The organism is Sulfitobacter mediterraneus, from assembly GCF_003054325.1.
Classification (GTDB): domain Bacteria; phylum Pseudomonadota; class Alphaproteobacteria; order Rhodobacterales; family Rhodobacteraceae; genus Sulfitobacter; species Sulfitobacter mediterraneus.
Map to the genome: position 1 here is coordinate 418,245 of NZ_QBKU01000002.1, position 12,745 is coordinate 430,989.

A 12,745-nucleotide genomic window follows, 5' to 3' on the forward strand; every position below is an offset into this window, starting at 1 on the left:
AATCATTAGCCCATGAAATACATCGCACTGATCCTCGCCATGATTGCCGCCCTACCTGCCGCTGCACAGGACTTGATGACAGCCGCAGAATTTGACCGCTACACCCGAGGCAAAACACTGTTTTATGGCCGTGATGGCGCGGCCTATGGGGCCGAGATCTATCTCGAAAACCGCCGGGTCCGGTGGTCCTTTCTGGATGGGCAATGCAAGGATGGCCAATGGTACGAGGAGGCCGGGCTGATCTGCTTTGTCTATGAGGACAACCCAGATCCGCAGTGCTGGTCCTTTACCGAGGGCAGCGGCGGATTGATCGCGCGATTTGAAAATAACCCCCTGACAACAGAGCTTTACGAGGCACAAGACGTCGGTGAAGAGATGGTTTGCCTCGGTCCCAAGGTCGGCGTCTAGGGGTTAGACGATCGTTTACAGCAACGTCCCCTGCTCCGGTGCGGGGGGCGGCGGGGTTTTCTTTTTGGCCGGGGCTTTGCCGCCAACCTCAATGCGCCCGTCGGCAAATTCGATTTCTAGCATTGCAGCCTTTTTCGCAGCTGCAGTGCCCGTGACCACCGCCCCATCGCCGCGCACAACAGCATAGCCGCGCGCCAAGGTGGATTTGTAGCTCAGCGTTTCGCGCAGCCGGTCCAATGCGTCGATCTTTTGGCGCCAATTGCGGGTCTGGCGCTGCCCTGCTTCGGACAGGCGCGATGCGATCTTTGCCAAAGCGTCCGACTTGCGCTGCTGATCCTGTGCCAAGGCTTCAGGGCGGAACGTCCGTGCGCGGGTCTCAAACCGGTCCCGCTTGGCCGAAATGGTGCGCATCAACGCCGGATCAAGGCGCGCCGCCAAGCCGGACAGCCTGCGCCGGTCATTGTCCAACAGCCGTTTCAACGTCGCTGGCCGCAACGATCCTGACACATCCGCGAGCCGCACCCGCCGCCGCTGCACCCCGGCGATCAGCGCCGGTTCCAGTTTCTCTGCCGCGCGGTCCAGCCTCTGTCGCGGGCCGTCCAGCAAGGTCTCGGGGCGCGGCAAGGCGCGGGCCATGTCGCGCAAGCGTTGACTGCGCCGGGTCAATCCCTGGCTCAGCATCTGGCCCATGCGGGCCTCTTGGGTCTCAAGCCATGCAGCCAATTCGTGCCGGACCGGCACTGCCAGCTCTGCCGCTGCTGTCGGCGTTGGGGCGCGTTTGTCCGACACAAAGTCGATCAAGGTGGTGTCGGTCTCATGCCCCACCGCCGAGATCAGCGGGATCTGCGAGGCGGCCGCAGCCCGCGCCACGCTTTCTTCGTTAAAGCCCCATAGATCCTCGACCGATCCGCCGCCCCGCGCCACGATCAGCAGATCGGGCCTTGGCAAAGCCCCGCCAGGGGTCAGCGCGTTGAACCCTTCTATGGCGCGAACCACCTCGGGCGCACATTTGGCCCCTTGCACCGCCACCGGCCAGATCAACACCTTGCGCGGAAACCTATCGCGCAACCGATGCAGGATGTCGCGGATCACTGCGCCGGAGGGCGAGGTCACAACGCCAATGACCTCTGGCAAGTAGGGCAAGGGCCGTTTGCGTGAGGGTTCAAAAAGCCCCTCCGCGGCCAGCATTTTTTTGCGTTTCTCCAAAAGCGCCATCAACGCGCCCATGCCGGCCGGTTTGATGTCTTCAATGACGATCTGATATTTGGATTGCCCGCCAAAGGTGGTGACGCGCCCGGTGGCAACGACCTCCATGCCCTCTTCGGGCTGGGTGTCCAGCTTGGCACTGACCCCTTTCCAGATCACGCCGGATATGACGGATTTGTCGTCTTTAAGGTCCAGATAGATATGCCCCGACCGGGGGCGGCTGACGCGGCCCACCTCGCCGCGAATGCGCACATGGCCAAATTCGCCCTCGATCACACGCTTGATCGCGCCTGACAGTTCGGTGACCGAAAATTCGGGGCTGTTCAGCCCGTCTTGGGGATCGTCGATCAGGTCCATGCAGATTGTGTCCTTATGTCCGCCTGCGCCGCCTTGTCTCGGGGCTTTGCCCAGCTTAGAACGCCAGCACGCAGAGGCCAAGGGAGCAAGAGCGCGATGAACATCCTAATTCTGGGCAGCGGTGGACGCGAACATGCATTGGCCTGGGCGGTGATGCAGAACCCCAAATGTGACAAACTTATTGTGGCACCCGGCAACGCGGGCATCGAAGCGATTGCCGATTGCGCCAGTTTTGACATCATGGACGGTGCCGTGGTGGTCGGGTTTTGTGAGGAAAACAGCATTGATTTTGTGATCATCGGCCCCGAAGCGCCATTGGCCGCAGGCGTGGCCGACGATCTGCGCAGCGCCGGTTTCAAGGTTTTTGGCCCCTCGGCAGCCGCGGCAGAGCTGGAAGCATCCAAAGCCTTTACCAAAGAGATTTGTGACGCCTGCAACGCGCCCACGGCGGCGTATGGCCATTTCACAGATGCCGCTGCGGCGCGGGCCTATGTGGCGGCGCAAGGCGCACCGATTGTGATCAAAGCCGACGGGCTGGCCGCAGGCAAAGGCGTGATCATCGCCATGACCGAGGCGGAGGCGCTGGCGGCGGTGGACGAGATGTTTGACGGCTCCTTTGGTGCGGCGGGCGCGGAAGTGGTGATCGAAGAATTTATGGAGGGCGAAGAGGCATCGTTCTTTATCCTGTGTGACGGCGAAGAGGTGCTGCCCATCGGCACCGCGCAGGACCACAAGCGCGTTGGCGAGGGTGACACGGGCCCTAACACCGGCGGCATGGGCGCCTATTCCCCCGCGCCGGTGCTGACCGACGCGATTGCGCAAAAGGCGCTGGATGAGATTATTCGCCCGACCATGGCGGAAATGGCCAAACGCGGAACGCCCTATCAGGGGGTGCTATACGCCGGTTTGATGATCAAGGACGGCCAGCCGCGGCTGGTGGAATACAACGTGCGCTTTGGCGATCCGGAATGTCAGGTGTTGATGATGCGGCTGGGGCCGCAGGCCTTTGACCTGATCCAGGCCGCCGCTGAGGGGCGGCTGGGAGAGATGCGTGTCAACTGGGCCGAGGATCACGCGATCACGGTTGTGATGGCGGCGAATGGCTATCCCGGTACCTATGACAAGGGATCGGTGATCAACGGGTTGGACAACATGCCGGAAGACAGCGCAAACATGGTGTTTCACGCGGGCACAGCCCTGAAAGACGGGGCTGTCACCGCCACAGGCGGGCGGGTTCTGAACGTCACGGCGCGCGGAGCCTCTTTGGCCGAGGCGCAGGCGCGGGCGTATAAGATGGTGGATGGCATTGACTGGCCCGAGGGCTTTTGCCGCCGAGATATCGGCTGGCGGGCCTTAGGGTAGACATCTTCGGATCGGGCTGGCCGATCCGACCGGACGGGGGGCCAGCCCCCCGCACCCCCCGGAATATTTAGGGCCAAAAAGGGTCAGTTACAGGCAAGCGCGGCGCGAAAGCTTTTGCGTCCTTTGTGCGGGCCGATGTCGCGGCTTTGCAGTTGGGTTCCGTCAAAGGTGACCGCGATCAGCCGAGACCAATTGGCGGTGGCAACAATCATTTCAGGCGTCCCCGTGCAGGTGCGTATGCCGCCTGCGATATCTGTCTCGCCAATGCGGTGATTGGTCAGGCCCGGCAGTTTTGCCACTTCTGTAAGTGCACCGCCCTCAAACCGCCAGAGGCGCAGTGTCTTGGCCAGATGGGGCCGGTCGATATAGGCCAGTTCCACCGCGCCGTCGCCGTCCAGATCCGCCGCACCAATCGGGGCCAGCCAGCGGTTGCGCGTCCCGATGAAGGGGGTGGCGGTGACGAGACCCGCCGCATCATAGATGGCGAGCCGCGCACCTTGTGACTGATCGCTTTCCACCACCATGACCAGTGGTGTGCCGGTGCCCAGTTCCACCACTCTGGGCGCGACATCCTCAAAAACGCGATGCTGGGGGAGGCGCAGCAGGATCTGCCGTGGGGCGCAATCGGCGCAGTCTTTTACCCTGAGCCGCAAAGCGCCCCATTCGACCGCGTCACCAAGGATGCCATGGGTGTAGCGCGTGGTGGGTTCGGCATAATCTGCCGCAAGGATCGCCGGGGCGGGGTCCGCACTGGCGCCCTGCCCCGCAACAAGCAGCAGCGCGGCGATGGCCCGCTGCCACAGGCGCATCAGATTTGCTTTTCGGGCATCTGCACGCGCAGGCCGTCCAGGGCATCCGTCACCTTGAGCTGGCAGGTCAGCCGCGAGCGTTCTGGGTTCGGCTCATAGGCGAAATCCAGCATGTCTTCTTCCATGTCGTCTTTGGCCGGCAGTTTCTCAACCCAGGCCGGATCCACATAGACGTGACAGGTGGAGCAAGCACAGGCACCACCGCAATCGGCCTCGATACCCGGAATGTTGTTGTCGCGTGCGCCTTCCATGACGGTCATGCCATTTGCGACCTCGACCACATGTTCGGTCCCGCCGTGCTCCACATAGGTGATTTTCGCCATTCGAGCGCCCTCAATGAAATTTCGATTTTTTCTGTTTAGCGGGGCAAGCGCGGCACTGCCACCCCCTTTTTGACCGGCAATTTTCCTTGCCGGTTGGGCGCGGGGTTCGAGCCGGATTTTTGGTCTGGTTTTGGTTTGCCTGGCAGGTGCCGGTGGCCCTAGGCAGGCGCTGCGAAAACCGTTAATCTGGGCCGAACCGCAGACCCAAGAGGCATTGGGCTATGATACAGGCAACACCGCTCCGATGGCTTCGGCTGGCGGCCTTTGGGCTGGGCGGCGCTGTTGGTTTATCGGGATGCCAGACGCAATATGCCGACAAGGGTCATGCCCAGCGGGCCGAGCCCGGTGTTTATCAGGCGACCCGCAATGGGCCGGATGGCGCACCGCAAGGCAGCTGTTGGGGCCGCACCGTCAGCCCGGCGGTGATTGAAACAGTTACAGAGCAGGTGCAGGTGTCGCCCGCGCAGTTCAATCCCGATGGCACCTTGCTACGACCGCCGGCCTACCGCAGCGAGGCCCGGCAGATGATCGTCACCCCACGCGTTGACAGTTGGTTCGAGACCCCTTGCGCCGAAGCTCTGACACCTGATTTTATCGCCTCCTTGCAACGGGCGTTGGCGGTGCGGCGATACTATGAGGGGCCGATCACGGGAACCCTGGACACAGACACCCAAGCCGCCATTCGCGCGTTTCAGCGCACCACCGGGCCAGACAGTGGCGTGCTGTCTCTGGCCTCGGCGCGGCAGTTGGGGCTGATAGCGGTGGACAGGACCACACTCGAATAGCCGGGCAGACCGAAAAAAGGGCGCCCCGCAGGACGCACTTTTCATAATTCAATCGGTTCGGGGCCGATCAGTCAGACAGGGTCAGCGCCACAAACCGTGGATCACCCGCCCGGCGCACCAACATCAACAGCGACTTGCGGCCGGCCTCTTTGGCCGCGTCCACCCGCGCCTCCAGTTCGGCGATGTTGGTGACCTTCTGCTGGCCCGCTTCGGTGATAATGTCGCCGGCACGCAGGCCTTTTTCGAAGGCTTCGGAGGTTTCATCCACTTCGGTCACGGCCAGACCGGCCATATTTGCCTCAACGCCCAGTTCGGAGCGCAGATCGTCGGTGAGTGGCGCAAGGGTCAGGCCCAGCACCGTTTTGCTTTGCGGGGTTGGCGCGTCCTGTTCCTGCGCGGGGACGGAGGACGCCCCATCCGCATCTTCGCGGCGGCCCAGAACAACCTTGATCGTCTGGCTCTTGCCTTCGCGCAGCACGGTCACGCGCACAGTGGCGCCCACCGGGCTGTTGCCCACCTGACGGACAAGGCCGCGGGTATCGGCGACATCAACGCCGTCGAAAGACAAGATCACATCACCTGTTGCCAAGCCTGCCTCTTTGGCGGGGCCATCCGGCACATCGGTGATCAACGCACCCGAGGCGTTCTCAAGCCCCATGGCATCTGCCACATCTTCGGTCACATCCTGAATGCGCACGCCCAGCCAGCCACGACGGGTTTCGCCGAACTCTTTAAGCTGATCAACCACACGGGTCACCACGTTGGAGGCCATGGAAAAGCCGATCCCGATAGAACCGCCATTGGGCGAGAGGATCGCGGTGTTCACACCAATCACATCACCGTCCATATTGAACAGCGGACCGCCCGAGTTGCCCCGGTTGATCGCAGCGTCGGTCTGGATGTAATCGTCGTAGGTGCCGGACAGAGCCCGGTTACGGGCCGACACGATCCCGGCAGAGACAGAGAACCCCTGCCCCAGCGGGTTGCCCATGGCGATCACCCAATCGCCCACGCGGGCGGCGTCACTGTCGCCAAAAGACACGAAAGGCAGCGGCGTTTCGGCCTCGACCTTGAGCAAGGCAATGTCGGTGTTCGGATCGGTGCCGATCACTTTGGCCTGAAGCTCTTCTCCAGAGAAGAATTCGATGGTGATCTCATCCGCGCCGTCGATGACGTGGTTGTTGGTGACGACATAGCCGTCCTCGGAAATCACAAAACCCGACCCAAGCGCCGAGGACCGGCGCGGGCGGTTGCCTTCGCCGCCATTGTTGCGGTCTTGAAAGTCGCGGAAAAAATCTTCAAACGGTGATCCTTCGGGCACGATGCCTTGCGGCCCCGTGCGGCCCTCAATCACGGTAGAGGTGGTGATGTTGACCACCGATGGGCTGATCTTTTCGGCCAGCGGTGCGAGGCTTTCGGGTTTGGCCAGCGCCATCGCCGCCTGCACCGTGAGAAAGATCAACGTCAAAAAGCTGAGGAAAAAGGCCTTGAACGCCAGCGTTTCCTGTATCGGGCTGGCTTGCACTTTTGCCTGTGACTGCATGGTATTCTCCTGCTGTGTCCTGCTGGGCGCGGGCACGCCCCGGTCATTCCGTGAAGAGCAGACTGCATCCTGCAAGGCCGCTCCGCAATATGAAAGATGTGGCTGATCACGTGCTTTTCAACTGCCGCAAGGGCAGTCGTGAGGTGAGATTTGCGCAAAATTTTGCCGATTTGGGCGGTTGGGCGGGGTGAAAGGCGGACAGGTGCATCAATGGTGGGCAGAAGATTGGTTGAGCCGCCGTTGTTAGGTGCGGGCCGTTCCGCCTGTTTGGGATGTCTTTTTTGAGCCCTTTTTTCGTGCCCCACCCAAACAGCGCACAAAAGCCAACTGAAACCGTCGGGTGATTGCGATACTTTAGACCAAAATTGCCGATACTTCATAAAGAGCATGCCTTACAATATCGGATAGAAATACATGATGTTTTTTTGTCCAACGGCTTGCAGGATGCCATCTCGTTCAACCCAGCCGATTTCATAAACATGCTTAAGTTTGAAATCAGACCCTAGAGGCCAATCGATCCGTTTAGCCGTAAAGAACACACAATTCCTGCCCTGACACACATCTTCAATTTGATCGCCATAAGGATAGTAATACGAGCTAGAGATATTTGCCTGCTGACCACGCCTGTCGCCGCGCACGTATTCTGCTTTTCCGTCAAAAAACCTAATAATTTCAAAACCCTGAGTCGCCGTCATGTAGAGAATGTTAGTTGCACTATCCCCTTCTTTGAATTGCGAAGCTATTGAAGCCGCTTCTTGGTCTGGCGCAGTCAGATGTTTTAGAAGGAGAATCGCACCTATAAGTACTGTGAAAAAAACCAATGCACGCATAGCGAACTATTTACTACAGTTTGTGTGCTGTTGCCATAAGTCTGGTTACCGTAAACCGTGCATCCGACTTGAAAGCGTGGTGGCTATCGCAACCAACCAACAACCCACCTTTTTGTGGCGTCCCAACCTACCAGTTGGCAATGCCGACCGAAACTGTCAGATGTCGGCTATGAGTCCTTTTATACCCTTCCCAATGGAGTGCAACTTGCCAAATCTGCGATTTTGCAGCGCCCGAACCGCCCCGTTTTGCCGAAGGCAAACCTACGGTTTGACGGGGCGGGCGCGGTGGCACTTTAGGGGCAGCGAGGTCCGCACAGCCGACATTTGGCAGCTAATACCCCCTAAGTGCCAAGCGGAACCAGCAATCGGTTTAGCACAAGTTCAGCGACCCCACCCCCCAAACCAAAAAAGGGCCAGTGCATGCACCGGCCCCTTCCAAATTTCTTGCCAACCCGAAGGTCCGCAACTGCAAACTTAGTTGCGTTCGCCTTCTGCGGAGCGGCTGCCCTGATCAGAGCGCAGGTAGTTAAAGAATTCGCTGTCCGGTGACATCACCATGGTCGAATTCTCACCTTTCAGCGCCTCTTCGTAAGCCGTCAACGACCGATAAAATTCAAAGAACTCCTGATCCTTGCCATAGGCCTCGGCAAAGATCCGGTTCCGTTCGGCGTCCGCTTCACCTTCGATGATCCGCGCATCACGGCGGGCCTCTGACAGGATCTCTTCGTAGGTACGGTCAGCAAGGGCAATCACACGCTGCGCCGCCTCTCGGCCGCGGGCGCGTTCGTCGGTTGCTTCGCGGTCCCGCTCGGCGATCATCCGTTGCAAGGTCGCGTCAAAGTTTTGCTCTGGCAGGTTGGTCTGGCGCAGGCGCACATCAACAACTTTCAGGCCCAGCGCCTCTGCCCGCGTATCGGCGCGGTCACGAATCTGGTCCATCAAGGCTGCACGTTCCGGCGAAAGGATGGTGTTGGAGGTCACACCTTGCGAACCCAGAACCGCACGGATCTGCGATTCCAAAATACCGCTCAAATCGCTGCTGGCCTGACGTTCACCGCCCGCACCAATCGCTTGACGGTACTGCACGATGTCATCAATCCGGTAGAGAACGAAGGCGTCAATCTCAAGCCGGCGATCATCGGCTGGCGTAACTTCGATCACTTCGGTCTCAAGCGACAAGATACGATCCTCGAACCGCACGATCTCGTCCAGCATTGGCACTTTGAAGCCGATGCCCGGCTCAACCCGAACCTGTTTGATCTGGCCAAAACGCAGCACCAGTACCTTTTCACGTTCGTCCACAACAAAGATAGACGACAACACCGCCACGGCGGCAATCACCACAATCGGGATCAGAAAACCTGTTTTCCGCATCAGTTTGATCCCCCGTTGCGACGCAATTCATTCAGCGGCAGATAAGGCACAACGCCCTGCCCGCCAGCACCGCCGGTGTTGTTTTCAAGAATGATCTTGTCCACGTCGCCCAGTACCTTTTGCATGGTTTCAATATAAAGACGTTTGCGAGTTACTTCCGGTGCGGCCTGATATTCGGTCAGAACCGCCTCAAAGCGGCTCGCCTCACCCACAGCATCGTTGACCACGCGGGCGCGGTACCCTTCTGCCGCTTCGAGCAGTTGGGCGCTTTCACCACGCGCCTCAGCGGTGCGGCGGTTGGCATAGGCATCCGCCTGACGCTCAACCCGGTCGCGTTCCTGCTCAGCGGCCTGAACGTCGCGGAAGGCATCCACAACAGATTCGGCGCTGATTGTGCCATCGGGATTGGTCACCCGGACTGTCTGGCTTGGCGGATCGACCTTGTTCACGTTCACACGCAGCACGTTGATACCGGTCTGACGGTTATCCAGCGTAAACTGGATCAGCTCTTTAACGCGGTCAGCCACTGCACCACGATCCCTGTTCAGGATCGGCGCCAGTTCCGATTGCGCAATCACTTCGCGCATCGCAGATTCAGAGATCGCCCGCACAGAGGCATCCGGATCGCGCAGCGAGAATTTGAAATCTTTGGCGTTCTTGATGTTCCAAACAACCTGGAAATCAATGTCCACGATGTTTTCATCCGTGGTCAGCATCAAGCCGTCATTGTCGCTCGCACCGCGGCCCACACCGATCTCTTCGGTGCGGTTGGTGGTGACGTCAAAAACCTCTGCCGTGACCACCGGCCATGGGGCAAAGTTCAGACCCTCGGTACCGATCTGGGAAAACTCACCCAGAAACAATTCAATCGACTGCTGTTCAGGACGCACAGTGTAGAAACTTGCGAACCCCCAAAGCGCCACAGCGGCCAGAATGCCGATACCCACGGTGCCGCGTGTCAGGGCCGGACCTGTGCCGCCTCCGCCGCCGCCACCATTGCCGCCACGTTCACGGCCACCGCCGCCGCCCATCAGAACGCGCAGCTGTTCCTGGCCCTTTTTCACCAGATCGTCGATCTCTGGGATCTGCGGTTTTTCACCTTCGGGGCGGCGTCCGCCCCCCTGGTTGCCACGGTCCGGAGGCGTGCCGCGATCACCGCCGCCGTTGTTGCCTCCGCCGCTGTTTCCGCCCCCGCCCCAGGGACCGCCTGAATTGCCAGCCATGTATTCTTTTCCCCTTATGTGCCGCCTTATGCGGCCGTTGTCTCAAATTTGTGTGCAGATGGCCGAAAATCAAGCCGTCCGCGTCGGATTGCGCATGGTGACCAACTCTTCGGACATGGTTGGGTGCACCGCGCAGGTTGCATCGAATTGTTCTTTGGTCAACCGCGCCTTCACAGCAATGCCCGCCAATTGGATCATCTCGCCCGCGTTGGGCGCAACGATATGGCAGCCAAGAACCGTGCGGTTTTTCTTGGACACGACCAGTTTCATCAACACCCTATCAGATTTCTCGGCAAAGGCAGACTGCATGGGCCGGAAGGACGTGCTGTAAACCTCGATCTCTTCTTGGTCGCGAGCGTCTTCTTCGCTGAGGCCGACGGTGCCCATTTCAGGCTGGGTAAAGATGGCGCTGGCGATCAGGTCATGATCCACCGGTGTCGGATTGGCGCCAAACACGGTCTGGACAAAGGCCATCCCCTCGCGGATCGCAACCGGCGTCAGGTTTACGCGGTCGGTGACATCACCAATGGCAAAGACCGAAGGCACCGCCGTTTGGCTGTACTCATCCACTTCGATCTGGCCCTTGCGGCCCAGCTTTACGCCCAGTTCTTCAAGTCCCATGTCGGTGCTGGCCGGATCACGGCCCGTGGCAAACAGCACCATGTCAAAGACCTTCTCGCCGCCCGTGGTCGATTTGACCCAGATCGGCCCCTTCTGCCCGGCGTTTGCGCCGCTGCTTTGGGTATGTATATCTTGGGCCTGCTGCACAGAGGCACCCATCGCCGCATCCGATTGGGTCGGCATCGCGCCATCCTTGTGATCGGCCAACAGGGACATTTCCAGAATGTTGGTGCCGACATGCAGATCAACGCCGTTCTCGCGCATGGATTCCGCAACCAGCCCGCGTGCCTCTTCGTCAAAGCCGCGCAGGATTTGCGCACCGCGGTAATACTGCGTCACTTCCACACCCAAGCCATTGAGGATGCAGGCAAATTCGCTTGCAATGTATCCGCCGCCAATAATCAGGATGGATTTTGGCAATTTCTCTAGATGAAAGATATCATCCGACACGATCCCCAATTCGGCATTGGGAATGTCCGGCCGGATAGGCCGCCCGCCCGTCGCCACAAGGATATGTTTGGCCGTCTTGGTTGTGCCATCCGCCAGCTCAACCGTATGCGCATCCTTGAGCTTGGCCCGCTGGTCATAGGTGTCCACGCCGGACCCGGCCAGCAGGTTGCGATACACGCCCTCAAGGCGGTCCAGCTCTGTGTTCAGGCGGGTCTTGAAACCATGCCAGTCAAACGGCCCCTCGGTCAGATCCCAGCCGTAACATTTGGCCTCATCCACCACGTTGGCATAGCCCGAGGCAAAGACCATCAGCTTTTTCGGCACACAGCCCCGGATCACGCAGGTGCCGCCATAGCGGTCATCCTCGGCCAGCGCCACCTTTGCCCCATATTCGCCAGCCGCCACACGGGCTGCACGCACCCCGCCAGAGCCGCCGCCGATTACAAAAAGATCATAGTCAAAGTTCGTGTTGGCCATGGGGCGCACTTCCTATTCCGTAAGGTCCGAAAACAAATTGTCAGATTCAACAAAATCAAGCCGTTCTGTTGCAACCGTGCCTTCATTTATGTCGCGCACCTCGACCTTGCCATCCCCATAGCCGATCACAACTGTGTCACAAATGTCGATAAACAGGCCATTTTCCACAACACCCGGCATCTGGTTCAACACCAGCGCCAATTGCCGGGCATTGCCGATCCGGTTGAGATGCAGATCGAGGATATGGTTGCCCTCATCGGTGACAAAGGGCGTCTGACCGTTCATCCGCAAGGTTGAGGTCCGGCCCAGAACATCCATGCTGATCAGGGTCTCTTCAATTAAAGCCTGCGTGGTTTGCCAGCCAAATGGGATCACCTCCACTGGCAAAGGAAAGGCGCCCAGCGTCTCAACCTCTTTGCCAACATCTGCGATGACTACCATCTGATCACTGGCCGTCGCGATGATCTTTTCCAAAAGCAACGCACCCCCGCCGCCTTTGATCAGGTTCAGATCACCGTCAAATTCGTCCGCCCCGTCGATGGTCAGATCCAGCCATTTGGCCTCATCCAGCGTGATCACCTCAATGCCCACATCCCGCGCCAGCTGCGCGGTGCGGCTGGAGGTCGGCACGCCCTTGATCTTGAGCCCGTCATCGCGCACCAGCTCCCCCAAGCAGCGCACCAGCCATGCGGCGGTTGATCCGGTCCCGAGCCCGACACGCATCCCGTCTTCGACATATTGCGCGGCGCGTTTTGCCGAGACAAATTTGGCCTTGTCGATGGGCGAGAGTTCTCCGGACATGGGGCAGCTCCGATAAATGACGTCTGGCGCGGTTATAGGCACATTGCAGCGCGGGGGCGAGAGGCAGCGGGGTCTTTTTTGCGCCCCCGATCCTCCTGCCGCCATGCAAGACCCATTCAAGAGGCAAGTGGTCGTTTTCAAACCTGACGCCAGAACGCAGCAGCGTTACACGGGCC

Annotated in this window: 12 protein-coding genes; 3 read left to right on the top strand and 9 right to left on the bottom strand. The window is 59.7% G+C overall.

From position 1 onward, the window contains the following. Positions 1-12 precede the first annotated feature (12 nt). Positions 13-408, top strand: coding sequence for a hypothetical protein (locus C8N31_RS05135; protein WP_025048795.1), 396 nt, complete (start codon positions 13-15; stop codon positions 406-408). A gap of 15 nt (positions 409-423) precedes the next feature. Here the strand turns inward: C8N31_RS05135 and xseA are convergent, their stop codons facing one another. Then, a complete protein-coding gene (gene xseA, locus C8N31_RS05140) occupies positions 424-1,971 on the bottom strand; it encodes an exodeoxyribonuclease VII large subunit (protein ID WP_025048794.1) in 1,548 nt (515 codons plus the stop codon). A gap of 96 nt (positions 1,972-2,067) precedes the next feature. Here xseA and purD point away from each other — a divergent pair, with 96 nt between their 5' ends. Then, on the top strand, positions 2,068-3,333 hold the full coding sequence (gene purD, locus C8N31_RS05145; protein WP_025048793.1) for a phosphoribosylamine--glycine ligase: 1,266 nt from the start codon (positions 2,068-2,070) through the stop codon (positions 3,331-3,333). An 83-nt stretch (positions 3,334-3,416) separates the two neighbouring features. Here purD and C8N31_RS05150 read toward each other — a convergent pair whose 3' ends face one another. Beyond that, positions 3,417-4,142 (bottom strand): hypothetical protein, encoded by a 726-nt coding sequence (locus C8N31_RS05150; RefSeq protein WP_025048792.1) that lies wholly within the window; start codon positions 4,140-4,142, stop codon positions 3,417-3,419. Beyond that, entirely contained in the window at positions 4,142-4,465 is a 324-nt protein-coding gene (locus C8N31_RS05155) for a 2Fe-2S iron-sulfur cluster-binding protein (protein ID WP_025048791.1), read from the bottom strand. The genes C8N31_RS05150 and C8N31_RS05155 overlap by 1 nt, the downstream gene beginning before the upstream one ends. Positions 4,466-4,686: 221 nt before the next feature. Between C8N31_RS05155 and C8N31_RS05160 the strand changes: the two genes are divergently transcribed. Then, entirely contained in the window at positions 4,687-5,250 is a 564-nt protein-coding gene (locus tag C8N31_RS05160) for a peptidoglycan-binding domain-containing protein (RefSeq protein ID WP_025048790.1), read from the top strand. A 67-nt stretch (positions 5,251-5,317) separates the two neighbouring features. On the opposite strand, the gene C8N31_RS05165 is transcribed toward C8N31_RS05160, so the two are convergent. The 6 genes from C8N31_RS05165 to rpiA all read right to left on the bottom strand — a co-directional run bounded on the left by C8N31_RS05165 (position 5,318) and on the right by rpiA (position 12,569). Further along, on the bottom strand, positions 5,318-6,685 hold the full coding sequence (locus C8N31_RS05165) for a DegQ family serine endoprotease (protein ID WP_231476864.1): 1,368 nt from the start codon (positions 6,683-6,685) through the stop codon (positions 5,318-5,320). A gap of 500 nt (positions 6,686-7,185) precedes the next feature. Then, on the bottom strand, positions 7,186-7,623 hold the full coding sequence (locus C8N31_RS05170; RefSeq protein WP_025048788.1) for a hypothetical protein: 438 nt from the start codon (positions 7,621-7,623) through the stop codon (positions 7,186-7,188). A 474-nt stretch (positions 7,624-8,097) separates the two neighbouring features. Beyond that, complete coding sequence (gene hflC, locus C8N31_RS05175; RefSeq protein ID WP_025048787.1) at positions 8,098-8,997, bottom strand: protease modulator HflC; 900 nt, start codon at positions 8,995-8,997, stop codon at positions 8,098-8,100. Further along, entirely contained in the window at positions 8,997-10,220 is a 1,224-nt protein-coding gene (hflK, locus tag C8N31_RS05180; RefSeq protein ID WP_025048786.1) for an FtsH protease activity modulator HflK, read from the bottom strand. Before hflK ends, hflC begins: the two co-directional genes overlap by 1 nt. A gap of 69 nt (positions 10,221-10,289) precedes the next feature. Continuing rightward, a complete protein-coding gene (locus C8N31_RS05185) occupies positions 10,290-11,768 on the bottom strand; it encodes an FAD-dependent oxidoreductase (protein WP_025048785.1) in 1,479 nt (492 codons plus the stop codon). Positions 11,769-11,780: 12 nt separating this feature from the next. Next, complete coding sequence (gene rpiA / locus C8N31_RS05190) at positions 11,781-12,569, bottom strand: ribose-5-phosphate isomerase RpiA (protein WP_025048784.1); 789 nt, start codon at positions 12,567-12,569, stop codon at positions 11,781-11,783. Positions 12,570-12,745 lie beyond the last annotated feature (176 nt).